At 45.6% G+C, this 25,150-nt stretch carries 27 protein-coding genes; 21 read left to right on the top strand and 6 right to left on the bottom strand.

Annotated features, from left to right (window positions below; translation table 11 throughout):
- Nucleotides 1-83: 83 nt before the first annotated feature.
- Together BN1080_RS15195 and BN1080_RS15190 are read right to left on the bottom strand one after the other, a co-directional pair.
- Nucleotides 84-527, bottom strand: a complete 444-nt coding sequence (locus tag BN1080_RS15195) for a peptidylprolyl isomerase (RefSeq protein ID WP_052653408.1) — start codon at nt 525-527, stop codon at nt 84-86.
- A gap of 75 nt (nt 528-602) precedes the next feature.
- On the bottom strand, nt 603-1,394 hold the full coding sequence (locus tag BN1080_RS15190; protein WP_052653406.1) for an SDR family oxidoreductase: 792 nt from the start codon (nt 1,392-1,394) through the stop codon (nt 603-605).
- Nucleotides 1,395-1,572: 178 nt separating this feature from the next.
- Between BN1080_RS15190 and BN1080_RS15185 the strand changes: the two genes are divergently transcribed.
- The 12 genes from BN1080_RS15185 to BN1080_RS15135 all read left to right on the top strand — a co-directional run bounded on the left by BN1080_RS15185 (nt 1,573) and on the right by BN1080_RS15135 (nt 11,434).
- Entirely contained in the window at nt 1,573-2,559 is a 987-nt protein-coding gene (locus BN1080_RS15185) for an NAD(P)/FAD-dependent oxidoreductase (RefSeq protein WP_052653404.1), read from the top strand.
- A gap of 243 nt (nt 2,560-2,802) precedes the next feature.
- Nucleotides 2,803-3,582 carry a 3D domain-containing protein gene (locus BN1080_RS15180; protein WP_052653402.1) on the top strand — a complete coding sequence of 260 codons (780 nt, stop codon included), beginning with the start codon at nt 2,803-2,805 and terminating at the stop codon, nt 3,580-3,582.
- A 208-nt stretch (nt 3,583-3,790) separates the two neighbouring features.
- On the top strand, nt 3,791-4,549 hold the full coding sequence (locus tag BN1080_RS15175) for a gluconate 2-dehydrogenase subunit 3 family protein (RefSeq protein ID WP_052653400.1): 759 nt from the start codon (nt 3,791-3,793) through the stop codon (nt 4,547-4,549).
- Between the two features lie 18 nt (nt 4,550-4,567).
- The gene (locus tag BN1080_RS15170) at nt 4,568-6,280 is read left to right on the top strand and encodes a GMC family oxidoreductase (RefSeq protein ID WP_052653398.1); all 1,713 of its coding nucleotides are present in this window, start codon (nt 4,568-4,570) and stop codon (nt 6,278-6,280) included.
- A gap of 53 nt (nt 6,281-6,333) precedes the next feature.
- Nucleotides 6,334-6,537 (top strand): twin-arginine translocase TatA/TatE family subunit, encoded by a 204-nt coding sequence (tatA, locus tag BN1080_RS15165; protein ID WP_052653396.1) that lies wholly within the window; start codon nt 6,334-6,336, stop codon nt 6,535-6,537.
- A 10-nt stretch (nt 6,538-6,547) separates the two neighbouring features.
- On the top strand, nt 6,548-7,411 hold the full coding sequence (gene tatC / locus BN1080_RS15160; RefSeq protein WP_052653394.1) for a twin-arginine translocase subunit TatC: 864 nt from the start codon (nt 6,548-6,550) through the stop codon (nt 7,409-7,411).
- 166 nt (nt 7,412-7,577) lie between these two features.
- A complete protein-coding gene (locus BN1080_RS15155) occupies nt 7,578-8,051 on the top strand; it encodes a GNAT family N-acetyltransferase (RefSeq protein ID WP_052653392.1) in 474 nt (157 codons plus the stop codon).
- Nucleotides 8,052-8,114: 63 nt separating this feature from the next.
- Nucleotides 8,115-8,621 (top strand): GrpB family protein, encoded by a 507-nt coding sequence (locus tag BN1080_RS15150; RefSeq protein ID WP_052653390.1) that lies wholly within the window; start codon nt 8,115-8,117, stop codon nt 8,619-8,621.
- The gene (locus tag BN1080_RS15145) at nt 8,621-9,034 is read left to right on the top strand and encodes an NUDIX hydrolase (protein WP_052653389.1); all 414 of its coding nucleotides are present in this window, start codon (nt 8,621-8,623) and stop codon (nt 9,032-9,034) included. The genes BN1080_RS15150 and BN1080_RS15145 overlap by 1 nt, the downstream gene beginning before the upstream one ends.
- Before the next feature lie 29 nt (nt 9,035-9,063).
- Nucleotides 9,064-10,203: a PstS family phosphate ABC transporter substrate-binding protein gene (locus BN1080_RS15140; RefSeq protein ID WP_110925666.1), complete on the top strand. Its 1,140-nt coding sequence runs from the start codon at nt 9,064-9,066 to the stop codon at nt 10,201-10,203.
- 50 nt (nt 10,204-10,253) lie between these two features.
- The gene (locus BN1080_RS17285; RefSeq protein ID WP_199876633.1) at nt 10,254-10,421 is read left to right on the top strand and encodes a hypothetical protein; all 168 of its coding nucleotides are present in this window, start codon (nt 10,254-10,256) and stop codon (nt 10,419-10,421) included.
- A 56-nt stretch (nt 10,422-10,477) separates the two neighbouring features.
- The gene (locus tag BN1080_RS15135; protein ID WP_052653383.1) at nt 10,478-11,434 is read left to right on the top strand and encodes a magnesium transporter CorA family protein; all 957 of its coding nucleotides are present in this window, start codon (nt 10,478-10,480) and stop codon (nt 11,432-11,434) included.
- A 22-nt stretch (nt 11,435-11,456) separates the two neighbouring features.
- Here the strand turns inward: BN1080_RS15135 and BN1080_RS15130 are convergent, their stop codons facing one another.
- Nucleotides 11,457-11,768 (bottom strand): hypothetical protein, encoded by a 312-nt coding sequence (locus tag BN1080_RS15130; protein WP_234398978.1) that lies wholly within the window; start codon nt 11,766-11,768, stop codon nt 11,457-11,459.
- Nucleotides 11,769-11,947: 179 nt separating this feature from the next.
- Between BN1080_RS15130 and BN1080_RS17280 the strand changes: the two genes are divergently transcribed.
- Together BN1080_RS17280 and abc-f are read left to right on the top strand one after the other, a co-directional pair.
- Nucleotides 11,948-12,085 carry a hypothetical protein gene (locus BN1080_RS17280; RefSeq protein WP_199876632.1) on the top strand — a complete coding sequence of 46 codons (138 nt, stop codon included), beginning with the start codon at nt 11,948-11,950 and terminating at the stop codon, nt 12,083-12,085.
- A gap of 96 nt (nt 12,086-12,181) precedes the next feature.
- On the top strand, nt 12,182-13,822 hold the full coding sequence (gene abc-f, locus BN1080_RS15125; protein WP_052653379.1) for a ribosomal protection-like ABC-F family protein: 1,641 nt from the start codon (nt 12,182-12,184) through the stop codon (nt 13,820-13,822).
- A 51-nt stretch (nt 13,823-13,873) separates the two neighbouring features.
- On the opposite strand, the gene BN1080_RS15120 is transcribed toward abc-f, so the two are convergent.
- Nucleotides 13,874-14,197 (bottom strand): winged helix-turn-helix transcriptional regulator, encoded by a 324-nt coding sequence (locus BN1080_RS15120; protein WP_052653377.1) that lies wholly within the window; start codon nt 14,195-14,197, stop codon nt 13,874-13,876.
- A gap of 128 nt (nt 14,198-14,325) precedes the next feature.
- Here BN1080_RS15120 and BN1080_RS15115 point away from each other — a divergent pair, with 128 nt between their 5' ends.
- Nucleotides 14,326-15,177, top strand: coding sequence for a VOC family protein (locus BN1080_RS15115; RefSeq protein ID WP_052653375.1), 852 nt, complete (start codon nt 14,326-14,328; stop codon nt 15,175-15,177).
- Between the two features lie 46 nt (nt 15,178-15,223).
- Here BN1080_RS15115 and BN1080_RS15110 read toward each other — a convergent pair whose 3' ends face one another.
- Nucleotides 15,224-15,511, bottom strand: a complete 288-nt coding sequence (locus BN1080_RS15110) for a hypothetical protein (RefSeq protein WP_052653373.1) — start codon at nt 15,509-15,511, stop codon at nt 15,224-15,226.
- Nucleotides 15,512-15,641: 130 nt separating this feature from the next.
- Between BN1080_RS15110 and BN1080_RS15105 the strand changes: the two genes are divergently transcribed.
- The 3 genes from BN1080_RS15105 (at nt 15,642) to BN1080_RS15095 (ending at nt 19,747) form a co-directional block, all read left to right on the top strand.
- Nucleotides 15,642-16,718, top strand: coding sequence for an NAD(P)H-dependent flavin oxidoreductase (locus BN1080_RS15105; protein WP_052653371.1), 1,077 nt, complete (start codon nt 15,642-15,644; stop codon nt 16,716-16,718).
- A 113-nt stretch (nt 16,719-16,831) separates the two neighbouring features.
- Complete coding sequence (locus tag BN1080_RS15100; RefSeq protein ID WP_052653369.1) at nt 16,832-18,511, top strand: sulfite exporter TauE/SafE family protein; 1,680 nt, start codon at nt 16,832-16,834, stop codon at nt 18,509-18,511.
- 108 nt (nt 18,512-18,619) lie between these two features.
- The gene (locus tag BN1080_RS15095; protein WP_052654675.1) at nt 18,620-19,747 is read left to right on the top strand and encodes a CAP domain-containing protein; all 1,128 of its coding nucleotides are present in this window, start codon (nt 18,620-18,622) and stop codon (nt 19,745-19,747) included.
- Nucleotides 19,748-19,812: 65 nt separating this feature from the next.
- Here BN1080_RS15095 and BN1080_RS15090 read toward each other — a convergent pair whose 3' ends face one another.
- On the bottom strand, nt 19,813-20,643 hold the full coding sequence (locus BN1080_RS15090; protein ID WP_052653367.1) for an undecaprenyl-diphosphate phosphatase: 831 nt from the start codon (nt 20,641-20,643) through the stop codon (nt 19,813-19,815).
- Nucleotides 20,644-20,785: 142 nt separating this feature from the next.
- Here BN1080_RS15090 and BN1080_RS15085 point away from each other — a divergent pair, with 142 nt between their 5' ends.
- From BN1080_RS15085 to BN1080_RS15075, 3 genes are all read left to right on the top strand, one after another.
- Nucleotides 20,786-21,865, top strand: a complete 1,080-nt coding sequence (locus BN1080_RS15085) for an AI-2E family transporter (protein ID WP_052653365.1) — start codon at nt 20,786-20,788, stop codon at nt 21,863-21,865.
- A gap of 111 nt (nt 21,866-21,976) precedes the next feature.
- A complete protein-coding gene (locus tag BN1080_RS15080; protein WP_052653363.1) occupies nt 21,977-22,429 on the top strand; it encodes a MarR family winged helix-turn-helix transcriptional regulator in 453 nt (150 codons plus the stop codon).
- Nucleotides 22,430-25,057, top strand: a complete 2,628-nt coding sequence (locus BN1080_RS15075; protein WP_052653361.1) for an MMPL family transporter — start codon at nt 22,430-22,432, stop codon at nt 25,055-25,057.
- The last annotated feature ends 93 nt before the right edge of the window (nt 25,058-25,150 follow it).

The raw sequence follows: 25,150 nt of genomic DNA, 5'->3' as shown, positions 1-25,150 counted from the left end.
CGTATTTGCGGGATAACTGTGCGTATCTAGAAAAAATCATAAAAAAGCCCGGCTTGATTATTCAAGCCGGGCCATTCGCACTCTTATTCTTCGTCGAATACGTGGACTTTCGTCATTTTGTCGCCGTTTTTCATTGCGCGTGCGATTTTCACGCCAGCTTCGTCAACTTTTCCGAAGACTGTGTGGACGCCGTCAAGATGCGCCTGTGGTTCATGGACGATAAAGAACTGGCTAGATCCAGTGTCTTTGCCGGCATGAGCCATCGAAAGGCTGCCTGCTTCATGCTTATGCGAGTTGCCTTCAGTTTCGCATTTGATTGTTTTGCCGCTGCCGCCAGCACCCGTGCCGGTTGGGTCGCCGCCTTGGCTTACGAAGCCAGGAATTACGCGGTGGAATGTTACGTCATTATAGAAACCTGAGTTTGCAAGCTGCTCGAAGTTTGCTACAGTGTTTGGTGCTTCATTTGGGAAAAGTTCGAAATTGATGATTTCGCCGTTTTCCATGTGGATGTGACCTTTTTTAGCCATTAAAAACATCTCCTTTTTAATTGGTTCATTTTCCAGTATATCGATTTTTCGGTTGGCTGTATAATCATTTGCCGTTTAAAGTGCTTTCAGCAAGCCGCCTTCCACGACCAACGATTGCCCGGTCATATACGTATTGGCGGAGGAAGCAAGAAATACCACGACTTTCGCAAATTCTGCCGGTTGTCCGTAGCGTCCGATCGGCAGGCCCGCTTCCTTTTGTTTCGTCAGTTCTGCGAGCGGAAGCTGCTGTTTGTCGGCTTCCAGCTGATCCAGTTCGGTGACCCGGTCTGTCTCTATCCGGCCGGGGCCGATGGTGTTGACTAAGATATTGTCGCTTGCCACTTCACGGGCCAAGGTTTTTGCGAATCCCACCATGCCTGCGCGGAAAGTATTGGATAAGATCAAGCCGTCCAGCACTTCTTTCGTCGAAGAAGACGAGATATTGATGATGCGCCCGAATTGCTGCTCTTTCATAGAAGGAAGAACAGCGCGGGTGGTGCGGATATAGGATAATAAATTTTGTTCGAATGAGGCGTACCAGTCCTCATCTGTCACATCGCTGAATCCGCCTGCTTTCGGTCCGCCTGTATTATTGACGAGAATATCGATTTTGCCGAACTCGCTCAGGATGGCGTCGAAGAAAGCGCTGATGTCCTTCTCTTTTGACATGTCGCAGACTTTTGCATGCACGGAAGCACCTGGGCTTTGCTGTTTAATCTCTTGGCATGTTATGTCCAGTTCTTTTCGATGCCGGCTCGAAATGATGACAATCGCTCCTTCTTGCGCGAACTCCAAAGCCGCAGCTTTTCCCAGCCCTTTGCTGGAAGCCATGACTACCGCTACTTTATCCGTTAAACCTAAATCCATTGCCCCTCATCCTTTCTCCAACACTCTACCACCCAGTGTACGCAATAAACGCCTAAAAAGCAGTTAATAAACGAAATTCTCCGACTTTAACGTTTTCAATTTCAATCAATAGTCTGATTGCGTGAAATAGGGGACAATATGATAGGATATAATTATTGAGTAGATTAGGAGTGTTGAAATGGAAGAGCGTGAAATTTTTGATATAACGATCATTGGCGGCGGTCCAACCGGCTTATTTGCTTCTTTTTATGGCGGCATGAGAAAAATGAAAGTGAAAATTTTAGACAGCTTGCCTCAATTGGGCGGACAGCTGACTGAATTATACCCAGATAAATTTATTTATGATGTTGGCGGATTTACGAAAGTCCTTGCGAAGGATCTAGTAGACAATCTAGTTGTCCAAGCAAATTACGGAGATCCTTCCATTTGTTTAGAAGAAACGGTTTCCACGGTTGAACGTCAAGATGACCATTTTGTGATGCAGACAGATAAAGGTCTGCATTACACGAAGGCTATTCTTTTGACTGCTGGAGTAGGGGCATTCCAACCGCGTAAATTGGGTGTTGAAGGTTCTGAAGCATTTGAAGGTACGTCTTTGCATTACGGAGTAAAAGATTTGACGATGTTCAGCGGCAAGAAAGTGGTCGTCCTTGGCGGAGGAGACTCGGCTGTTGACTGGGCAATGATGCTTGAAAATGTTGCTTCCCATGTTACCTTAAGCCATCGCAGAGACAAGATGACTGCACATGAGGCAAACATTGACACGTTGATGGAATCGAAAGTTGAGATTAAAAAACCTTACGGCGTCAAGGAATTGGTCGGCGAAAACGGGCAAGTCCGTGAATTGGTGCTGATTGACAAAGAAGGAAACGAAGAACGCCTTGAAGTGGATCACGTCATCGTGAACTATGGCAATATCACTTCACTTGGGCCAATCAAAGAATGGGGCCTTGAAATGGAGAAAAACTCCGTGGTCGTAAATTCAAAAATGGAAACCAGTGTTCCAGGAATCTACGCAGCAGGAGATATCGCGACGTATGAAGGAAAAGTGAAGCTGATTGCGGTGGGCTTCGGTGAAGCGCCAACAGCGATTAATAACGCAAAAGCGTATTTGGATCCAAAATCGAAAATCCAGCCACTTCACAGTACAAGCGTATTCAAATAAGAAAAAACGGAGGCTCAGAGCAGCTTCCGTTTTTTTGTGCTGAAAATGCCGGTTTTTTCAACGAAAACATAAAAATGTAAATAAAATCCTTATTTCATTGGCGAAATCAGATTTATTACAGATTGTAATATAGAAGAAGATGACGTAACGTAATTGTTATTTTATATCTATCGGTTTGTCATTGTCTTGAAATCTGTGGGTGGTATGATGACTCCTGTTAGTGAAAAGGAGGAAATTCATTTTATGAAGAAGCAAATCATTACACTAACTGCAATTGCAGCATTAAGTGTAGGAGCAGCCAGCCAAGCTAGCGCTCAATCATCTTATACAGTAGAATCCGGTGACACGCTGTGGAGCATTTCACAAGCGCAGAACGTTACAGTAGAACAATTAAAGGGATGGAACGAATTATCATCCGACATCATTTACCCGAAACAGCAGCTTGAAGTTGCATCAGCAGAAAAGGTTGAAGTGTCACAAGAAAAGTCTACATACACTGTAGCAAGTGGCGACACCCTATTCAAAATTGCACAAGCCCATGGTATTTCACTTGATACGCTAATGAGCTGGAACGGAATTACAGGACATTGGATTTATCCTGGCGACAAATTAGTAGTCAGCGGCGGATCTCCAATTTCTGTGCCGAAAGCACCTCAAGAAGTAGCGCCGGCAAAAACGGCATCTCAAGCAGCTCCTGCTAAAACAGCAGCACCTGCAGCATCAGAGCAATCTGGTAAAGAAATGACGGTTTCAGCAACAGCTTATACAGCTTATTGTGCAGGATGCTCTGGCGTAACTGCAACAGGAATCGATCTTCGTTCAAATCCGAACCAAAAAGTCATTGCCGTAGATCCAACTGTCATACCGCTTGGTTCAAAAGTTTGGGTTGAAGGATACGGAGAAGCAATTGCCGGCGATACTGGCGGCGCAATCAAAGGAAACAAAATCGACGTTTTCATCCCGACTCAAAGCGGAGCTTTGGACTGGGGACGCAAATCGATCAACATCAAAATCTTAAACTAATATAGTACATGCTACAAAGCCGAGGTGACCATCCCCTTGGCCTTTTTTTATGGAAAATAAAAGAGCGGAAGCCAGCATTAGAGCCGCTTAGTCTGTTTCTTTCTAAAAAATTTAAAACTTTTTTCTCACAATGCGTGTATTTTTTTTTCAAAAGGGTATTATACGAAAATATTCATTATTTTTAATTTATGAAAAGGGGGCAAGGAAAATGGCAAAAGAAACTAAAAATTATTCAAGGCGCGACTTTCTGAAGACTTCAGGAATTGCGACAGGAGCTCTTATCGGCGGTGGAATTATCGGCGGTCTTATTGGCGCGAATTCAAACAACAACAACGCTTCCTCCAATGCGCCAGCCCCAAGTGGGGAACAGCACGGGGAAGGGTCAGCCGGCGGAGTCAGGGGATTAATATTCTTTAAAAATGATGCTGAATTCCAAATTTTAGCAAATGCAACAGAACGTATTTTTCCCGAAGACGATCTTGGACCAGGAGCCATTGGACTCGGGGTGCCTTATTTTATCGATAAGCAATTGGCAGGAGCCTACGGCGAAAATTCAAAAGAATATATGCAAGGGCCGTTTGAAGAAGGCCAAACTACGCAAGGCTACCAGAGCCGTCTGAAGCGAAATGAAATGTTCCGCCAAGGGTTACAATTAATGCAGCAGGAAGCGCAAAGCCGCTTCGAAACGGATTTCGTAGAGCTTGAAGGAGAGCAGATGGATGAAATTTTAACAGCGTTCCAGGAAGATGAAATCGAAATGAAAGGTGTTTCGGCTTTGTTTTTCTTTAAATTACTGCGCATGGCGACGCTTGAAGGAGCCTATGCAGATCCAATCTATTCAGGCAATGAAGGAATGGAAGGCTGGAAAATGAAAGGCTTCCCAGGGCATCAGGCTTCCTATATTAATCAAATTGAAAGCGAAGAATATGTAGAAATCGAACCGAAATCTCTCGGTATGCAGCATTAACAAGGAGGGGGAATCTCAATGGTCACAACTTTGGATAAAGTGGACGTCGTAACAGTCGGAGTAGGCTGGACGGGCGGCATTGTTGCTGCTGAATGTGCAAAAGAAGGACTGAAAGTCGTGGGCCTCGAACGTGGGCGAGAACGCGGAACGGAAGATTTCGCGATTGTCCATGACGAATACCGCTATGCGGTCCGTTATGAATTGATGCAGGATTTGTCGAAAGAAACGATTACGTTCCGCAATAGACGGGACCAAAAAGCCTTACCTATGCGCCAAATGGGTTCATTTTTGCTCGGAGAAGGCCTTGGAGGATCTGGTACGCACTGGAATGGCCAAAACTGGCGGTTTCTGCCGTATGATTTCCAAATTAAAACAATGACAGATGAGAAATATGGAGCCAATAAACTTCCTCCTGAATACACAATTCAAGACTGGGGCATAACTTATGATGAGTTAGAGCCTTATTTTGACCGTTTTGAAAAGACCGCAGGCATCTCCGGAGAAGACAAAAATCCATTCGCTGGCAAACGCTCAAGCGATTACCCGACTCCGCCAATGAAAAAGACGCCGATATTGAAAAAGTTTGAGTCAGCAACAACTAATCTCGGCTATTCGCCGTTTATGATGCCGTCCGCAAACTTATCTGAAGCTTATGAAAATCCGGATGGCCAGCAAATCAATGCTTGCCAATACTGCGGTTTCTGTGAACGTTTCGGCTGTGAGTACGGAGCGAAAACTTCACCGGAAATTACGGTTGTCCCAACGGCAAAAGATACAGGGAATTATGAAATTAAATTTAATTCAAATGTAGTGGAAATCATGAAAGAGGGAGACCGGGTAACAGGAGTCCGTTATTTTGACACCGTTACTTTCGAAGAATTTATCCAGCCGGCAGAAGTGGTGGTATTGACCAGTTACATGCTGAACAATGCAAAACTTCTCATGGTATCAGAAATCGGCGAAATGTACGATCCGGAAACTGGAAGAGGAACGCTGGGCAAAAACTATGGCTATCAAATCCTTCCAGGAGCATCCGGCTTCTTTGATGAGAAGATGAATGTCTTCATGGGCGCTGGCGCGTTAGGAATGACCATTGATGATTTTAATGGCGACAACTTTGACCATAGCGATTTGGACTTTATCCATGGAGCGAGTTTGTCGATTACCCAAACCGGGAATCGTCCAATTTTGACCAACCCTATTCCGCCGGATACGCCGTCATGGGGAGCCGATTTTAAGAAAGCTTCCATAGAAAACTACTTGAAATCTTTATCGATTGGCGGGCAGGGTGCTTCCATGCCGCACCGTGACAATTATTTATCTCTAGACAGCACCTATAAAGACATTTATGGCGTGCCATTGCTGCAAATGACGTATAACTTTACCGACCAGGACCGGGCGATGCATAAATACGTATCAGAACGGGCTGCAGAAATCATGCAGGAAATGGGTGCGAAGACGGTAGTAGGAGGAAGCCCGATTTCCGATTACGACATCGTGCCTTACCAGACGACCCATAACACCGGCGGTACGATTATGGGAGCAGAGCCTGAAACGAGCGTAGTCAACAACTACCTCCAGCATTGGGATATGGAAAACCTCTTCGTAGTAGGAGCAGGGAACTTTGCGCATAACGGCGGTTACAACCCGACCGGAACCGTAGGCGCTCTAGCTTATCGCTGCGCAGAAGGAATCATCAACTACAGCAAAAATGGAGGATCCTTAGTTTAAAAAGAAAAGCGGATTGAAAGACTATTTAAGCAAGAAAAAGGAGGAGACATCTTATGGGCGGCTTAGCATCAATTGGAGTTCCAGGATTGATTATTATTTTGGTGATTGTTCTGATTTTATTTGGACCGAGAAAATTGCCGGAAATCGGTGGGGCAGTCGGAAAAACCCTGTCTGAATTTAAACGTTCCGCAAAAGACATTATGGATGACGACGAAAAACCGGAAGTGAAAGAAGAAACAAAATCCGAAAAAATTTGAAGGTGGTTAAATGGATCCGTATGGCGAACGCAAATTAATCAGCCCGCTGCATAAAAAAGCGGTACAGCCAGAAATCCCTGCGGAGAAGATTCCAGAGGCCCCTGCTGCAGAAATAACTGCAGCAGAGCCGCCGACGGAACCGCCAAAAGGGCCTTCTGAAGAACCGGTAGAAACTTTGGTGGACCATCTGGGAGAATTACGCAAGCAATTAATTAAAAGTGCTTTTGTTTTTCTGTTCTTCCTGCTGTTGGTCTTTTCCACTTTGAATTTTTGGTTTCCGTATGTGGTGAGAGGGCATGATCTTGTAATTCTTGGCCCGCTGGAAATTATTAAATTCTATACATCGATTTCTGTCACTTTGGCACTCGGTTTGTCATTGCCGTTTTTAAGCCATTTTCTTTGGCAGTTCGTAAAACCGGGATTAAAAGAAGAAGAATCGAAATTTCTCGGTTTGTATTCACCGGTCATGCTCTTGTTATTCATACTCGGCGTAGCATTCGGCTACTTTATCTTGAATCCGTTAAGTTATCAATTCCTCGTGGGTCTTGGAGCGGCCAATTTTGCCGTAATGATTTCAGCGAATGAATATGTACATTTCTTGATCATGACCACTGTACCTTTGGGATTATTGTTTGAATTGCCGATTGTGGCATTGTTTTTATCTTCCATTGGAATTTTGACTTCCGCCTCGATGAAAAATGTAAGAAGGTGGTCTTATCTTGTGCTGGCCATAGTCTCGGCTTTGATTACTCCACCGGATTTCATCAGCCAATTGCTGGTGTTGATTCCGATGGCGATCCTTTATGAAGCAAGCATTTACCTCGTCAAAAAAATGGAAGCCAAAAAAGCGGATATTGAATCTTCCGCGGTATAAATGCAGACAGGAGCCTTGTAAATACAAGGCTTCTTTTTAATCTATTCGAAAATTCACTCTTTTATGGATTGTTCAGCGCTTTTTCTATACACTAAAAGAGCAAGGTGAAAGAAGTGTTGGAATCCGTAAGAAATGGCAATTCAAAACCATGATGAGGAGGAGCGACATGACGAATAACTTAAAGCAAATAACTGATTTGAAATCGGTGGATGTCTCAAAACTGGTGGAAGAAAGTGAAGCCGAAGGCTATCGCTTTCTTAGAAGGCTCGTTAGCCAGTATGAAGATGGCACCAATACGTTTAATCAAGAAGGCGAAGTGCTCTATGGTGTATGGGACCATCATGATCATTTGGTTGCCATTGGCGGTTTAAACCGGGATCCGTATTCGCCAAAAGAGAGTGTGGGGAGGCTCCGGCGCTTTTACATTTCTCCGAGTGCGAGGCGACAAGGCATTGGCACGGAACTATTAAAAGAAATCATTAATTATGGGCGGGGCCATTTTAAAGAGATCGTGGTCCGCACAGACTCATCAATGGCTGATGCGTTCTACCGGGCCAATGGATTTTCGGCAGACCTGGGGCTTCCGGAAGCGACGCACGGCATTACTTTGGATCAGGAAGCGTCTAAAGCTGCCCAATAATAAAGAAGGAAGAGCGGCTTGCGCCTGCAAGCCGCTTTTTACTGTCTGCGAGAGGATGTTTAGATGCGAAAAGTAGAGATTTGCGATTATCAAGAAGAATGGGAAGAGCTGTTCCGGCAAGAAGCAGAAGAAATTAAGAGGATTTTGGGAGAGGAGTGTGTAGCGGTTCATCATATCGGCAGCACAGCTGTGAGAGGATTGGCGGCTAAACCTGTCATCGATTTGCTGCCGGTTGTAAAAAACATTGAAACGGTTGATCGATTCAATCCCAAATTTGAGCTATTGGGTTATGAAGGCAAAGGAGAAAACGGATTGAAAGGCAGAAGGTATTTTCAAAAAGGCGGCGACTTACGCACTCACCATATGCATATCTACGAAAACGGCAGCGGTGAAATTTATCGCCACTTAGCATTTCGGGATTATTTGAAAAAACATCCCCAAGAAGCGGAAAAATATGGTACTTTAAAAAAGGAATTGGCCATGAAATACCCGACGGATATCGAACGGTATATCGAGGGCAAAGAATCGTTTGTGAAAGAAATGGAAAAAAGGGCATTGGAGGAGTTTTAATGGAAATGGCGAACTGGAAAGGTGCAGCAGGCGTCTGTATAAACGACAAGCAAGAAGTTTTGCTGGTTCTCCAAGGGCCGCCTGATGAAGATAAAAGATGGTCAGTGCCGGCAGCAGGACTCGAAGCAGGAGAAAGCCTCCAAGGCTGCTGCAAACGAGAGTTTTTTGAAGAAACCGGACTCCAGGTTATGGTCCAGGAAGAACTGAAAGTGAGAAACGGCGAATACGAGAATTCCGCTGTCTCATTTGAAGTGCATTATTTCCGAGTGGAAATCATCGGAGGTGAGATCCACGTAGATGAAAACGATCCGTGGATTCAGGAAGTCGCCTGGAAACCGATTGCTGGACTGGCAGAACTGGATATGGCTTATCCCGACGACCAGGAATTGTTTGAATCGTTGATTGGGCAATAGCCAAAATACGAAGAATGTTAGGAGATTGCATGAACGCTTTTGTAAAAACACTGATTACTTTATTGGGCATTGCCGGCATGTTGGCGGTTTTTGTTTTTGGCGGCTTATACGTCTTTAATACCGCAGAAGAGGGGCTGCTCGTAACTTTAGGAGCGGTCCTTGTTTCGATGATGATACTGCTTATCTATATCTTAGAACGCCGCAACGGCAAGAAAACGGCGATCTGGATAGCGATATGTATGCTTGTAGGGATCGGGTTTGCGGCCCCTTATTACTACAAAGAAAGCTTTGCGAAAGTCAACGATTCGGAAGTGGACCTTTTTGTTTATGAACCGTTTCAAGGAAATGAGAAACTGGCTAGGCTGGACAGCAAAGCTTCGTTTGCCATTGAAGGCGAACTTCCGATTCTAGACGGTGCAACGGCGCTTTATCCGTTATTTGCCGCATTCGCTGAAGCGACTTATCCAGAAGGGGTGTATGAGCCTTACCGGGGGCCGGTTGATACGACGACCACTCCTTCTGCTTATAGCCGCCTCATTAAAGGGAATGCCGATATTATTTTCGCTGCAGAACCTTCAAGCGGCCAGCTGCAGGAAGCGCAAGAAGCGGGTGTGGAGCTGAAGTTAACGCCGATTGGACGTGAAGCTTTCGTGTTCTTCGTGAATTCCCGCAATAAAATAAATGATTTGTCGACTGAAGAGATTCGCGGCATCTATTCCGGGGAGATTGAAAGTTGGAAAGAAGTCGGCGGGAAGAACCATGAAATCAGGCCGTTCCAGCGTCCGGAAGACAGCGGCAGCCAAACCATGTTCATCAAATTTATGGGAGATGCGAAAATTGAAAAACCTGAGACGGAAGACCTGACGGGCGGGATGGGCGGCGTTATTGAAGAAGTGGCCAGCTATCGGAACTATAAAAACGCGCTGGGCTATACGTTCCGGTTTTATTCCACGGAAATGGTCAAAAACGATAAAATCAAGCTGTTGTCGATTGATGGCATTGAACCAAGCCGCGAAAATATCCGCTCAGGCGACTATCCGCTAGCTTCGGAATTTTATGCGGTGACTGCCGGCAGCGAAAATCCGAATGTCGAGCCATTTCTGGAATGGATTCTGTCAGCTGAGGGGCAAAAGCTAGTAGAAGAGACAGGATTTGTCCCGCTTAATTGAGGATTAGAAAGCAACGGAAGGGGTATTTACAGGAGTAGGGAGGGATGGTTATGAAAAAGGATAAGCAAGACCATGAAGGGGAAGAATTGCTTCCGGAAGTGGAACCGCGCCGAAATATGCCAGATGAAAAAACCCTAGACCCGATGCCTGACCGAGACTTGGAATACGAAGAAAATTCAAATGAAAAATACAGAGACCATACGAGCGAAAAAGATTGAACAAGCCGAAACTGGCTTGTTTTTTCATATAGTGAAAATGCCAAGGAGGGGTTTGAGTGCCTCAATATCATTTCAAACATGCCATTTGGAAAGAGGAAAGAAATATTACGGACGAAGAATTTCAACAGCATTTGCCGAATAGCCATAAAATGCGAAGCTGGATCCAGGATTCCCAAAACTTAACGGTCAACATTTTGCATATGGAAACGGCGGTTCCGGGATCCGAGGTCATATGGGGATCGCTTATTTACCGCCAAAATGCTGAGAAAAAGCATGACATCCAGGCTTTTCATTTTTTCTTGTCCAACGATTTTCTGCTGACCAGCAAATTGGATTTTGAATCAGACGAAGATTTAAGGAAAGAGCCGCTGCTTGAGCAGATGGAATCCGCCGCATCTGCCGTTGAGCTGATGATGATCATTTTAGGGCATATGGTTAGCTCCATCCTACATAAAATCGATGTATTCGAAGAGCAATTGCGCAATCTGCTATGGGAGATCCGGGAAAAGAACGACCGCGACACGTTGAACAAAATTGAAACGCTGAGGCACCGCATTTTGCTGTGGAAAAATTTAATTCTCGGGTTCCGGGAGATCAAAATGGCCATTCCTGAAACGTTCGGAAAGGAAGTAATGGAGGGAGCCGAATTCAACCGGACATCTATGCGGATTGACCGCTGCCAAATGCTTATCAATTCGTATAAAGACGAGATCAACAACATGGTGGATATGGAGAATGTTGTCGCCAATTACAGAGGAAATGAAATTATGAAAACGCTGACGGTGCTGACCACTTTATTTACACCGGTTATGGCGTTTGGCGCTTTATGGGGGATGAATTTCGACCATATGCCGGAGCTCAAATGGAAGTACAGTTATTTAGCGTCCATCCTACTAATTATTGGCTCTACACTCTTCATGTATTGGTACCTGCGAAAACGCGGATGGACAGGCGATATTCTGAAATCTCTAAGCAGCAAAAAGGAACGAACAAAAGAGCGGATAGGCCGGTAACTTGGTCCATCCGCTCTTTTTGCTACGAATACTTCGGCTTGTCTTTTTCCAGTTCCGCCAATAATTCAGCATAGCGCTGCAAATCCTGGTCGCCATGCTTATCAATATAGGAGGTGATTAAGGTTTTTAATTCTTTTCGCTGGCGTTCGACCGTCACCAGCTTTTCTTTCAGCGACTGCCTTCTCCACAGTTCGGCATCCTTCACATCATCCATTTTTTCGAACATATCAATTTCAGCGAGCAAAACGAGCGCTTCGTTCTTTTTATCCTCGTACTTCTTCAATGCTTTTTCGACTTTTTTTGTGTCGTTTTCAAAAGCCATTCTCGAATACATTGACAAAGTCTCCACCGCCTTCCTCTCAACTTGTTCTTAAAAATCTTTTCCCTATCTAATTCGCATTTATGCCCAAAAACCCTTTTATTTTCGAATAAAATATAAAGATTCTGACTTTTTATTGACGGATTTTTGCGTTTCCCTTATGATAAAAGAAATGAACGAAGGAGGTGGGTATGATGAATCAAACTGGTAAGCGCATGACAGAATGTCAAGAATATCTCTATATTCTGCATGGCGTTACTTTCACTTTAGCAGCTGTACGGGATAAGTCTGTCTTTTTTCAGACAACTGCATCGAGTGAAATAAACCAGTGAGAGACATCTGCCTGCAAACGGATTTTGTAAAAAGGCATGCGTCTTCGCATGCCTTTTTATGATGCGCGCGTCTCTCGGAACGAAAGGGAGAGAACGATGATTATTAGCCAATTTCAACAAATCATGTGCCATTTTGCGAATCAAAAATTATTTAATCAGATTAAAGGAGATATAGCGGAAGGCCAACGAATCGGATTGGTTGGACGCAATGGGGAAGGGAAGACCTCCCTGTTAAATATATTGGCGGGAGAATTGCAGCCGTCGGAAGGCTCAGTCACTTGGAAGAAAGGCTGCCGGATTGGATTGTTAAAACAGTCACCGGAGGAGCCGGATGATTGGACGGTTGCAGACCTATTAAAGACGGCTTTTTCTGACCTTGTCCGAATTCAGGGAACACTGGAAGCGATGGAAATGCAAATGGCCACGGCTGACCCGGAAGAAATGGAGCATTTGCTTGCCCGCTACGGCACAGTTCAAGAGGATTTTATCCAACGCGGAGGATATGAAATTGAAGCTCGCATTGACCAAGTGTTGAATGGATTGAAGATCAAAGCTTTGAAATTTGAAGCTTGGGGCCATTTAAGCGGAGGCGAACGGACGAAAGTCGGTTTGGCAAAATTACTGCTGCAAGAGCCGGACCTTTTGCTTCTCGATGAACCGACGAACCATCTGGACTTAGAAGCGATTGAATGGCTCGGTGCATTTATTAGCCACTACAAAGGCACCATTGTACTCGTGTCGCATGACCGCTATTTCCTGGATGAAGCCGTCACCCACATTTGGGAATTGGATCAGGGAGACCTCATTCAATACAAAGGAAATTATTCGGCCTACGTCAAAGAGCGGGAAGCCCGATTATTGATCGAGTTTCAGCAATATCAGGACCAGCAGAAAAAGATCAAAAAAATGAAAGATACGGTGAAGCGGTTGAAAGAATGGGCAAATCGCGCGAATCCGCCGAATGCCGGCATGCACAGGCAAGCGAAGAGCATAGAAAAGGCAATTGCCCGCATCGAATTGCTTGACCGGCCAGTGCTCGCGAAAAAGCAGATGGCGCTTGGTTTTCAGATGGCCGAGCGAAGCGGCAAAGATGTGGTGCGCGTTGAAGAGGTCTGGAAAGAGTTTGGAGAAAGAACGCTGTTCCAAGACGTCAACATGCATATCCGTTTTGGTGAACGAGTGGCGATTGTCGGCTCGAACGGCACGGGGAAATCTACGCTGTTGAATATGATTCTTGGAAAAGGCGAACCGGATGCAGGAGAAATTAAACTTGGCAGCGGTGTATCGATCGGCTACCTTTCCCAGCATACGCTTGAAATGGACAACAATCGGACAGTAATCGAAGAGTTCCGGGATGCTATTGCCGTTTCTGAATACGATGCGCGTCCGATGCTGGCAAAGTTTCTATTCTTTGGCAATATGGTCTTTCAGCCAGTTCGCCAACTGAGCGGTGGAGAAAGAATGCGCCTGAGATTGGCGCAGCTGATGCATATGAACCACAATCTATTGATTTTGGATGAACCGACCAATCATTTGGACTTGGAAGCAAAAGAAGTGATGGAAGAAGCCCTTGCCGAGTTTCCGGGGACCCTTATATCGGTCTCCCATGACCGCTATTTCCTGGATAAAATTTTCCCGGTCACTTATTGGATCCATGACCAGACAATGGAACGGTTTGACGGAAGCTACTCTTTTGCCCGTGAAAAAAAGAATGCCATCAGTGTGGCAGGAAAATAAGAAGAAACGAACAAAAATAAAACAGCTTATCCGCTGAAAGGATAAGCTGTTTTATTTAGTCTCAATAGGGTCGATCCAGACTTGAGACCAGTTTTGGATTTCATCCATGACCGGTTTTAATGAAAATCCTTTTTCAGTCAACTCATATTCAATCCGTACTGGCGTTTCCGGATAGACAGTGCGCGTCACAATTCCTTGTGCTTCTAAATTTTTTAAGCGTTCGGATAGGAGGCGGCCGCTAATGCCGATCACATCCGTTAAATGGCTGAATCGTTGAGGCCCTGATAAAAGTTGATAAATGATCAAGCCGGTCCAGCGTTGGCTTAAAAGAGAAATCGCACTTTCAAACCGTGGACAAATAATAGCAGTATCCATATCAATCACTCCTTTATTTTATCATAGCATATTTACTCTGTGGAGCAAAAGAATTAAGTTACTTGACATATATTTGTTCCATTTATATAATTGGTTACATAAAGTAACTAAAGAAAGAGGGATAGTGCATGAACTTTCATCAAAAGCCGGTCACTTACGTGGGCGAAGTCGGATTAAAAGTAATGGATCTGGAAGGAATGGTCCAATTTTATACAGAAACAATCGGTTTTGAATTGCTTTCTAAAAGCGATGCGAAGGCAGCATTAGGCGTACAAGGAAAAACTTTATTGAATTTGGAAACTTTTGAAGGAGTGGAACCGAAAACGGGCCGCTACGCCGGTTTATATCATTTCGCGATTCTTTTGCCAAGCCGAAAAGAGTTGGGGAAAATTTTGATCCATCTCCACAATAACGGAATTCGCCTCGGTTCATCGGATCACTTGGTAAGTGAAGCGTTGTATTTATCGGATCCGGAAGGCAATGGGATTGAAATTTACCGGGACCGTGAACCGGAACAATGGGACTGGGACGGAAAAGAGGTCAAAATGGCAGTGGATCCTTTAGATGCCCAAGGCGTCGTGCAAGCAGCCGCCGATTCAGGGGAAGCATGGATGGGCATGCCAGCGGATACGGTCATGGGGCACATCCACCTCCATATTTCGAATATGGCAGAGACACAAAAATTCTACGTCGATGGACTGGGATTTGAAGTGCTGACTTCAATGGGAGCGCAAGCGATGTTCTTAGGAGACCAAAAATATCACCACCATATCGGCGTGAACGTATGGAACGGCGTTGGAATTCCGGCGCTTCCTGAAAAGACCGCAGGCCTGCATTATTACACATTGGTGATGGCAGATGAGGCGAAGCAAGCAGAAGTTGCTGAACGCCTTCATCAATTGGGAGCAAAAGTGGAGGATCGCGGAGATTATATGGAAACCCAGGATCCAGCAGGAAATTGGATCCGTTTAGTCGTTTAAATCAAAGAAAGCCGACTCATTTAGAAGAGTCGGCTTGTTTTTTTCTTCAAGGAGCTGCCTGGCCGCAGCTTTCAGCGAGATTGATATAGCTTGGCTCCTCGCTTTTGGCCATCGCTTTTAACGGAGCCGCCTCAGCAACAGAACTTGTTTCCAGTTCACTTAGGTCTTGAATCGTATGATGGTCCGTGGAATGATTTTCACGTGTTTCCATATATGCGTACATTCTTTCCTGGCTATTCATTTCTTCCAATGGATTGCCGTAGAAAGATAAGAGGATCAGTCCAAATGCCCCGACGATTAAAGTGATGCCTAAAAGGGAAAGAAACCCTTTCATAATAACCCCCGCTTTCTTTTGTTGCTTCTTAGTAATCTTTAACGTATTTTCTGTTGAAAAGTTCCCGTTTGCGCCATAATGTAAGTTAAACAAGGTTTCGAAAATCGGGAAACCGCAAGGAGGCAAAAGTATGCTCACATGGAAAACCGATATATGCAAACTGTTCAACATACGATACCCCATCATTCAAGCGGGGATGGCAGGAGGGCCGACAACGGCAGAATTGGTTGCGGCTGTCTGTGAGGCAGGCGGGCTTGGAACTTTGGGAGCTGCCTATCTCACTCCGGAGGATTTGCGAAAAGCCATTCGACAAATAAAAGAACGGACCAGCCAACCGTTTGCGGTGAATATTTTCTCGGAAAGCTCAGAAGACGATTATAGCCGTCTCGCTGAAGTGCAGCAAGCTTTAAATCCTTTTCGAAAGGAATTGGGAATCGAAGAAATTCCTGCGGCATATGCTTCACCGAATTGGAGCCGGCAGCAATTCGACATTTGCCTGGAGCTTCAGGTGCCGATTATCAGTACAGCGTTCGGATGCTTGCCAACTGAACAAACGATCATGGCGAAAGAACAGGGAATCCGATTAATTGCGATGGCCACGACGGTAAGAGAAGCGATCGAAGCGGAACAAGCAGGAGTCGATGCCATCGTTGCCCAAGGCAGTGAAGCGGGCGGGCATAGAGGCACCTTTTCACTTGAAGAACATCCGATGGGTGCGTTGGTCGGGACGATATCCTTGGTGCCTCAAATCGTCGATGCAGTGAAAGTGCCGGTGATTGCAGCGGGAGGAATTGCGGATGGCAGAGGACTTATCGCTTCGCTCGCACTGGGAGCGAAAGGCGTTCAGATGGGAACCCGGTTTTTGCTGGCAGCTGAATCCGGTGCGTCCAGCTCCCATAAACAGGCGGTCGCCGAAAGCACGGAAGAAAGCACCGTAATCACAAAAAGCTTCTCCGGCAGGCCGGCAAGAGGGCTGCGAAACCGATTTATCACCGAGTTCGAAGAAGCTGGAATCGCACCCTTGACGTTTCCTTCCCAAAATACCGTCACAAAAGATATTCGCGCGGCAGCGGCACAGCAAGGAAATAGTGAGTTTATGTCTTTATGGGCTGGGCAAACGACCCGGATGCTGGAGGATGGCCGAAGCGCCAAGGAAATTATCGATTCCATCATGAAACAGGCAGAAGCGCTTTGTAAAACGGAATAAGTTTTGTTTTGGCGGCTGAGCCTATCGGCCGCTTTTTGTTTGGTTGAAACTTTTAGATGATTGAATCGTATAAAAGGTATCAAGAAATCAGCAAGTATAGAGGAGAATTCGTTATGGGAAGTATTTTATTATTTTCAGTGGTTGTTGCAATCGCAGCCGCTGTTATCATTGTTCCGTTAACCGGTGCAAAAGGGGAAGAGGAAAAGGGCAAGTCATTAGTAGTCCCGGCACTTTTGTTTACTGCAGTGATTGGGGCAATCGTTATTGCGCTCGCTTATTATTTCCTCAATATTGACCGGAATTTAACGTCGCTTTGGCCCGTGCTCGCAGTAGCAGCCGGCCTTGGCGCATTATTTTCAAAAGGGTTGGAACAAAAAGCAAAAAGCGTTTTGTTCGGTGCCACACTCTTGTTTGCAGCCTATCTATTTGCAGCGCCGCTCTTAAATGCAGATGAGAAATTTAAAATGGTGGAGATGGATCAGGAAGTGGAAATCGAAGCATTTGATGAAACTCAGACTCCAGCCAGCGTACCGCCAAAATTTGCACGAAATAAGATGAAGAAAGCATTTGGACAAGTGCCAAATACGAGCTACTATGAATTGGGGCAGCTGCAAGTACAGAAAGTGAACGAAGAATTCGTTTATATTGCGCCAGTCGAATTTTCGGGTTTCTTTAAATGGTGGAACGCGGATGTCACCCCGGGTTATTTCACTATGAGTGCAACAGATGCATCAGCTAATCCAAAATTCATCCAATCTGAAATGAGCTATACGCCTTCTTCTTATTTCAATAAAAACATCGAGCGCCATATGCGTTTGGAAAATCCGGAAGCAATTTTCTATGGAGAAGTTCAGTTGGAAGTAGATGATGAGGGCAAGCCATACTATATCCGGTCATACGGTGATTTCGTCACTGCTAGAAACGGCTTTGATGTAAAAGGAATTGTCGCAATCGATCCATCTTCCGGGGAAAGCATTACGTATAAACTGGAAGACGTACCCGCATTTATCGATGGAGCCGTTTCGCCGGAATCGGTGAGTTTGGAGAACAGCTACTACGGGAACTATGTACATGGTTTTTGGAACAGCAAATTCGGCAAAAAAGACGTGAAGCTTCCTTCGGATGAAGGCACAGAAGCGAATGTCAGCCCGATTTTTGACGCTGATGGCGAGATGTATTATTTCACCGATTTCACAAGTCCGAAAGAAGGCGTGGATTCGATGCTGGGCTATTCATTGACGAATGCCCGCAGCGGGGAATCGACTTATTTTACAGGAAGTCTGGAAGATTCCTATATGGACTCGCAAGGGAATTTGCAAATCATTGAAAAGCAATTTATCGAGAAGGAGTGGTCTGGTGAAATGCCGGTCCTCTATAACTTCTACGGGGAAGCTAGCTGGTTGACGCCGGTTCTCGATTCAAACGGTTTCCTGCAAAACTATTTTATCGTTTCAGCAGCAAATCCGGAGATCTCCGTTTACGCAGGAACGCCAAATGAGGCATTGAAACTCTATAAGACCGCGTTGCAAAGAGGCGGCAGTACAGTAGACGGAAGTTCTGAAGCGGAAGAAGCAAAAACTTCTGGAGTAGTAGAGCGGGTATTTAAAGAACAGGTCAGGGATTTCACTTCCGTTTCGTTCTTGCTTGAAGATGGAACCAACTACATCGTCTCTTCTGAAAATGTGCCGTTAGCCATCTATTTGAAGGAGAATGATCAAGTGAATATGACTTATTTCCAGACAGGCGATATCTTCCTGCCGGTGAAGGAATTGGTGATTGAAGGAGTCAATTGATTGAACGGAAAGCCATTTGCGAATGCAAAGAGGCTTTTCTTTTTCGAGAAATTCTTTTTGCTTTATTGAATAGGGTTTTGCGATTAAACTGATGGAGAGGTGATGCGCGTGCGAAAAGTTTTTTGGTTGGTTGTCTTGCTGGTGCTTCTTTTTTTCGCACGGCCGTTGTGGGAAGAAAAAGCCAGTGAGTATGTGGATGTCAGTTTTTTAGAGTCGATTGATGAAATGATTGAACAAGTAGCCGGGAATCCTTCCATTACGAAAGCGGTCGATCAAGCAAAAGAATTCACCGCAGATATCGGCGGGCAATTGCAGACTTTTGTCGGCCAAAGTTCGGCGGAGATGCCGGAGCAAGTGGATAAGCCGGAGCTTGAAGGAACGGAATCATTAGTTGCGATCCATAATATTACGCTCGGAATGTCCAAAGAAGAAGCACAGACGATTGTGGGCTTGCCGTTGCGCTTGATGCGAAATGAGTATGGTACCGACTGGCATAGCTATCATCAAGATTATCAGAACTACATGCTTCTTTCTTATAATGATAAGGGCCAGGTCAACGGCATGTTTACAAATCAGGACCTGATTTCTTCTACCAAAGGGATTACGATGGCTTCGGATCGGGAAGCGGTCAGAGCTGCCTTTGGGAAGCCGTTAAAGAGCCTTCAAAAAGGCAATGTGCAATACATTCTTGATACACGGAATGAGTACGATATGTTTAAAGTAAACCATCTCTATATTACGGTTTTTTATGATATACATGAAGAAAATACGGTCACAGCTATCCAAGTGATCGATGAGAAACTTGAAGCGAAGCGGCCCGACATCTATGCGGAGCCGGATAAGGAATTGAAAGAAGGCTATGAGTTCCTGTTGTTCGAATTGACCAACTCAGCCCGCATCCAAAGGGAACTTCCTCTATTGAAATGGGATGAAACCGCGCGCGGTACAGGGCGCAAACACAGCCAGGACATGGCAGAGAACGATTATTTCAGCCATACCAATTTGGCCGGCCAGTCGCCGTTTGACCGGATGGGCGATGACGGCATCACGTTCTTTGTGGCAGGCGAAAATTTGGCCTATGGACAGTACAACAGCATTTTCGCCCATGAGGGCTTAATGAATTCAGCCGGGCACCGGGAAAATATCGTGAAGCGTGATTTCGGCTATTTGGGAATAGGCGTCGCTTACAATAGTGAAAACCAGCCCTATTACACAGAGAACTTTTTTAATCGGTAGTTGTATAAAGCTGCTATGAGCAAAAATGAAAAAACAGCATCCGCAAGCAATGCGGATGCTGTTTTTTAGTTCATCAAATACCAAGCGAGCAGGACAAGCGGCCCGACAATGAAGCAATAGAGGGCAAAATATCTCAATTTTCCTTTTGCCATGATATTCATAAACCATTTTAATGAAAAATACGTGGCGACAAGCGAGCCGAGGAAAGCGACCGTATAAGGAACCGCCATCTCTGCCAAGTTATCGGCATTCAAAATGTCGGTAAAGCTTAGCATGGCCCCGCCAAAACTGATCGGAATAAACAACAGGAAAGAAAAACGCAATGCCGTCTCTTGATTAATTCCGCGTGCCATCGCGGCCACAATTGTGGCTCCGCTCCGGCTGATTCCCGGAATCAATGCCACGGCTTGCGCGCAGCCGATAATGACGGCATCCTTCATAGTCATCTGGCCGTCTTTGCGCTGGCCATGCATGTTGCGGATCAGCCAGAGGCCAACCCCTGTAATGATTAATGTGCAGCTGACCGTTACAACGGTTGAAAGGTTAGCATCAATCTTTTCTTGGAAAAGCACCCCTATCAGACCTGCTGGAATTGTCGCAACCACTAAGTACACAACAAACATAAAGTCGCGTTTCGTTTCTTCATTTTTCACTTTGAAATAGCTTAGCCCATTTATCACCAGCCGTTTAATATCCTTGCGGTAAACGATCAAGACCGCAATTAAGGATGCGCTGTTCACTAAAAGAGCGAATGTCGAGTTGCTTCCTTCAATTTCCACGCCCAAAAAGTATTGGGCAATCAGCAGATGACCGCTTGAAGAGACGGGGATTGGCTCGGTCAATCCTTGGAAAAGCCCGAGCAGTAAAAATTTAATTGTTAGCCATAATTGGTCCATAGAATAAGTCCTCCAAAAATTTCATCATTCGCCTATTATACGGGACGCATAGCGGCTCGAAAAGTTCTGGCGGACAGAAATATAAATTGATATTTCATGGTAAACTGGGTATACACGTATAGAAGAAAGGAAGTGAACCGCTTTGACAAATAAATTATGGTTTCAAGTAGGGGTTGGAATTATATTAACTTTAGTAATCATCCGATTATTCATCGAAGTCCAATCCATATTTGATCCGTTATTCATCATTGCCCAAACTGTATTTGTGCCGCTATTGCTTGGTGGAGTCCTTTTCTACTTAAGCCGGCCAATCCTGCACTTTTTAGAGAAGAGAAAATTTCCCCGATGGGCGGGCGTCCTTACGATTATCCTATTAATCGTTCTCGTATTTTATCTGTTTTATGTGATGATCGGCCCAATGGTGACAAAGCAGGTCAATTCTTTGGTTGATAATGCACCTGCAATCATCGAAGATGTAGAAGATTACGGCATGTACTTATTTGATCAGCGGGACCGGCTGCCGGATTCCATTGAAGAGCAGATCAATGGGCTGCAAGGGCGTGTCGGAGAGTTTGCCAGCAATATCGGCGGCTGGGTCATTTCGTTCCTGGCAAGTTTTGTATCGGGCGTCGTTACGTTGGTGCTCGTTCCATTCTTCTTGATCTATCTGTTGTTGGATCATGAGAAGTTCGCTCCTTTTATCGCCGGATTCTTTAAAGGAGAGCGCAAAACCTGGATTCGCAAAACTATGAGTGATATAGATGAAACGCTGCAAGCTTATATTCAAGGGCAGCTATTCGTCAGTTTCCTTGTAGGGGTTATGCTGCTGATCGGCTATCTGATCATCGGCTTGGATTATGCGTTATTGCTGGCGCTGATCGGTATGGTGACCAACGTCATCCCGTTTTTAGGGCCGTATATTGCGGTCTTCCCGGCTATCGTTATTGCACTCGTACAAGATCCGATCATGGCCGTTTATGTAGCCATTATTATGCTTGTCGCCCAGCAGATTGAGAGCAATTTCATTACGCCGAATGTCATGGGGAAATCGCTGGATGTTCACCCGCTTACGGTTATTACCCTAATTTTAGCAGCTGGGAATATTGCCGGATTATGGGGGATTATTCTCGCTATTCCGGTTTACGCGGTTATTAAAACAATCGCAAAAAATATTTATGCACGCAGACAGGAAATTCGTCGTACCGCAACAAAAGAAGTTTAAAAGAGTCCCAGATGGCCGCCGTGCCTTCTGGGATTTTTCTATAGAGTATATTGCTTGACTCGAACTAGTCTACCCCCTAAACTAACAGTATTGGTTTAGGGGGTGAACTAGTTGGATGACCGAATAAAAGAAGCCGTGGATCTTTTTCAGGAAGTGATGTTTTACGGAACGGAAAAAGTCATTAAAGGCGTCGATAATCCGCTTTGGAAAGAATATTCTCCGGAACAGCTGCAAATGCTGAAGCTGATCGGCAAAGAAGGGAAAACCACTTCGAGCAGGCTGGCCGTTTTGCAGTCGGTGCATAAAAGCGCCATTTCCAGCCGGATTAAAAAGCTGCTTCAAAAAGAAGTGATCCGAATTGTCCAAGAGGATCAAAAAGATCGAAGAGAGAAGTTTATCGAACTGACCGATAAGGGAAAAGAGATCTTTATGAAATCGGATAAGGCGGTAAATGAATATATTGAAAACCTTTTAGCCCGGAATATTGAAGACGAGGAAATCGAACAGTTCTTGTCGTTTTTTCGGAAACTGAGACATATTATCAAAATGGATGGAGTGGAGTAGATGAGAACGGTATTGAAATTGAAATGGCCGATCACGATTGTCATGATCGCCTTGACGGCAGCTTTGTTTTTGCTCGCCCCGAACTTAACGGAGCAGGCCGAAGAAGCCGGGTCGTTCCAGCTTTCTGAGGAAGCATCTTCTCAACTGGCAGCTACGATCCTGTCAGAGGCGGGGGCCGCTGAACAGACGATTTCCTTAGTCATTGATCTGGACGAAGATTTGGATGAAAGCATGAGAGACTCGCTTTCTTCCATGGCTTCGGAAATTGAGGCATTGGGCGATCCGATTACGGGTGTATTAAATCCGGTAGAAAGCCCGGAACTGGAAGAACAATTGATTTCAGAAGACCAGAAAACGGTCTTGATTCCGGTGACGGTCGATGGAAACGATGAAGAAGTAAACGAGGTAGCGGATGAAATCCGTGAATCGATCCTTCCGGATGATTTAACAGCGTACATTACAGGCGAAGCCATTATTAATAATGATGTCAACATTAGTGCGCAGGAAGGATTGAAACGGACAGAAGTCATTACGGTCATCTTGATCTTCGGTCTGTTGCTTGCTGTATTCCGTTCGATTGTAACGCCGTTCATTCCGCTTGTTGCAGTCGGCATTTCCTATTTGTTGAGCCAATCCATCGTGGCCTTTTTCATCGATTGGTTTGGTTTCCCGGTATCGAACTATACGCAGATATTCCTGGTCGCGATTCTTTTCGGAATCGGGACGGACTACTGCATCCTGCTGCTGAGCCGCTATAAAGAGGAATTGGCTGCAGGGCATAGCGTTGAAGAATCGATCATCAATACGTATAAAACAGCAGGCAGAACACTGCTGATCAGCGGAATCGCCGTGTTTATCGGTTTCTTCGCTATTGGGTTTGCGGAATTCCCGATTTTTAAATCCGCTGTTGCAGTGGCGGTCGGCATTTTTGTGCTGCTTCTGGTTTTATTCACAGTCGTACCGTTTTTTATGGCGTTGCTAAAAGAGAAATTATTCTGGCCGGCGAAAAAATCGGCTGCCCATAAAGACAGCAATCTTTGGATTGCGATGAGCAAACTGTCCATCAACCGTCCGTTGTTGTCGATGCTAGTCGTAGCGGTCATTACGGTACCGCTGCTGTTTACGTATAACAACTCGCTGTCGTTTAACACGGTAGATGAAATCGGTTCGGAATACGAATCGGTGAAAGGGCTGCGCGCCATTGAAAAAGGCTTCGGCAAAGGGGATTCTTTGCCGGTGGAAGTGGTCGTCAAATCGGACGAATCGTTAGTGGATGAAACGACCGTTCCTTATTTCGAAGCGTTGAGCAGAGAAATCGAAAAAGTGGACGGAGTTGAAAGCGTCCGCGCCATTACGCGCCCAACCGGCGAAGTGATTAACGAATTGTATGTGGATGAACAGCTCGGCTTATTGGCGGATGGATTAACGGAAGCCCGCGACGGCCTCGGGGAAGTTCAATCCGGCCTGACGGAAATCGAAAACGGCCTATCTGGCGTTAGCGGCCAAACCGGCGGAGCAGGCGGCCTGGGCGATGCAGCAGCGGGCCTCGCCCAGTTGAATGGACAGCTCGGCCAAGTGACGCAAGGATTGCAGGCAACAGGCAATATCCAGCAAACGGTAGGTGCCCTGTCACAAATTAGCGGAGGACTTACCCAAATCCAGCAAGGGCTGGAAGGTGCGGCCGGCCAAGCGGGAGAACTTGGAGCAGGCATTGCCCAGCTCTCAGAAGGCATCAGCGCTGCAAATAGCGGCTTGGGAGAGATTGAAGCTGGACTCACGGAAGCTGTCGAAATGATGCAGGCAATGAGCGATAGCGAGACGGTTCGCGATACAGGCTTGTTCATCCCGGAAGGCACTCTTGAAAGCGAAGATTTCGAACAAGTATTAGACCGCTATACATTTGCAGAAGGGACTGGGGTGACGATGGAAGTCATTCTGTCGGACGACCCTTATTCCCATGAAGCGATCGAAACAACGGCTAATATTAAAGAGGCGGTAGAACGGAGTGCGAAAAACACGCCGCTTGAAGATGCAGAAATTGCGTTCAGCGGAATTTCAAGCATCAACAGCGATCTTCAAGATGTATCTTCCAATGACTTCACCAACACTGTGACGATCATGTTGATCAGCTTGTTTGTCGTATTGGCGATCCTCTTCCGTTCGTTGATCATGCCGCTCTACATGATCGGGTCGTTGTTGCTGACCTATTACACATCCATTTCCATTGCGGAACTGATTTTCGTCAACGGCCTTGGCTATGACGGCATCAGCTGGGCAGTGCCATTCTTCGGCTTCGTGATGCTCGTTGCGCTTGGAGTCGATTATTCGATCTTCCTGTTGGACCGTTTCCGCGAAGAGTCATTCAATGGCATCAGCGTGCGCGACGCGATGAGAACATCGATGGCGAAAATGGGGACAGTCATCATTACAGCAGCTATCATTCTGGCAGGTACATTCGGTGCAATGATGCCATCAGGTGTCTTAAGCCTCGTGCAAATAGCGACGATTGTCATCACGGGCTTGCTGCTATACGGCTTGATTGTTCTGCCGCTCCTGATTCCGGCGATTTCAGTTTCCTTCGACCGCGGAGTCTGGTGGCCATTCGGCAATAAACAAAAGAAACGTTAAACGAAAAGGCTGCCTCCGGGCAGCCTTTTTTTATTTGGATGCAGCAAAACGGAGGAAATGACATCTGAATTTGGGATTTAAGAAAATCTTAAG

Source organism: Planococcus massiliensis (assembly GCF_000821325.1).
GTDB lineage: Bacteria > Bacillota > Bacilli > Bacillales_A > Planococcaceae > Planococcus > Planococcus ruber.
This window is presented reverse-complemented; position numbering and strand designations above follow the sequence as displayed.

Coding starts and splice junctions, on each gene's coding strand:
- BN1080_RS15195 (WP_052653408.1), bottom strand. CDS start 527: ATGGCTAAAAAAGGTCACATCCACATGGAAAACGGCGAAATCATCAAT.
- BN1080_RS15190 (WP_052653406.1), bottom strand. CDS start 1,394: ATGGATTTAGGTTTAACGGATAAAGTAGCGGTAGTCATGGCTTCCAGC.
- BN1080_RS15185 (WP_052653404.1), top strand. CDS start 1,573: ATGGAAGAGCGTGAAATTTTTGATATAACGATCATTGGCGGCGGTCCA.
- BN1080_RS15180 (WP_052653402.1), top strand. CDS start 2,803: ATGAAGAAGCAAATCATTACACTAACTGCAATTGCAGCATTAAGTGTA.
- BN1080_RS15175 (WP_052653400.1), top strand. CDS start 3,791: ATGGCAAAAGAAACTAAAAATTATTCAAGGCGCGACTTTCTGAAGACT.
- BN1080_RS15170 (WP_052653398.1), top strand. CDS start 4,568: ATGGTCACAACTTTGGATAAAGTGGACGTCGTAACAGTCGGAGTAGGC.
- tatA (WP_052653396.1), top strand. CDS start 6,334: ATGGGCGGCTTAGCATCAATTGGAGTTCCAGGATTGATTATTATTTTG.
- tatC (WP_052653394.1), top strand. CDS start 6,548: ATGGATCCGTATGGCGAACGCAAATTAATCAGCCCGCTGCATAAAAAA.
- BN1080_RS15155 (WP_052653392.1), top strand. CDS start 7,578: ATGACGAATAACTTAAAGCAAATAACTGATTTGAAATCGGTGGATGTC.
- BN1080_RS15150 (WP_052653390.1), top strand. CDS start 8,115: ATGCGAAAAGTAGAGATTTGCGATTATCAAGAAGAATGGGAAGAGCTG.
- BN1080_RS15145 (WP_052653389.1), top strand. CDS start 8,621: ATGGAAATGGCGAACTGGAAAGGTGCAGCAGGCGTCTGTATAAACGAC.
- BN1080_RS15140 (WP_110925666.1), top strand. CDS start 9,064: ATGAACGCTTTTGTAAAAACACTGATTACTTTATTGGGCATTGCCGGC.
- BN1080_RS17285 (WP_199876633.1), top strand. CDS start 10,254: ATGAAAAAGGATAAGCAAGACCATGAAGGGGAAGAATTGCTTCCGGAA.
- BN1080_RS15130 (WP_234398978.1), bottom strand. CDS start 11,768: ATGTATTCGAGAATGGCTTTTGAAAACGACACAAAAAAAGTCGAAAAA.
- BN1080_RS17280 (WP_199876632.1), top strand. CDS start 11,948: ATGAATCAAACTGGTAAGCGCATGACAGAATGTCAAGAATATCTCTAT.
- abc-f (WP_052653379.1), top strand. CDS start 12,182: ATGATTATTAGCCAATTTCAACAAATCATGTGCCATTTTGCGAATCAA.
- BN1080_RS15120 (WP_052653377.1), bottom strand. CDS start 14,197: ATGGATACTGCTATTATTTGTCCACGGTTTGAAAGTGCGATTTCTCTT.
- BN1080_RS15115 (WP_052653375.1), top strand. CDS start 14,326: ATGAACTTTCATCAAAAGCCGGTCACTTACGTGGGCGAAGTCGGATTA.
- BN1080_RS15110 (WP_052653373.1), bottom strand. CDS start 15,511: ATGAAAGGGTTTCTTTCCCTTTTAGGCATCACTTTAATCGTCGGGGCA.
- BN1080_RS15105 (WP_052653371.1), top strand. CDS start 15,642: ATGCTCACATGGAAAACCGATATATGCAAACTGTTCAACATACGATAC.
- BN1080_RS15100 (WP_052653369.1), top strand. CDS start 16,832: ATGGGAAGTATTTTATTATTTTCAGTGGTTGTTGCAATCGCAGCCGCT.
- BN1080_RS15090 (WP_052653367.1), bottom strand. CDS start 20,643: ATGGACCAATTATGGCTAACAATTAAATTTTTACTGCTCGGGCTTTTC.
- BN1080_RS15075 (WP_052653361.1), top strand. CDS start 22,430: ATGAGAACGGTATTGAAATTGAAATGGCCGATCACGATTGTCATGATC.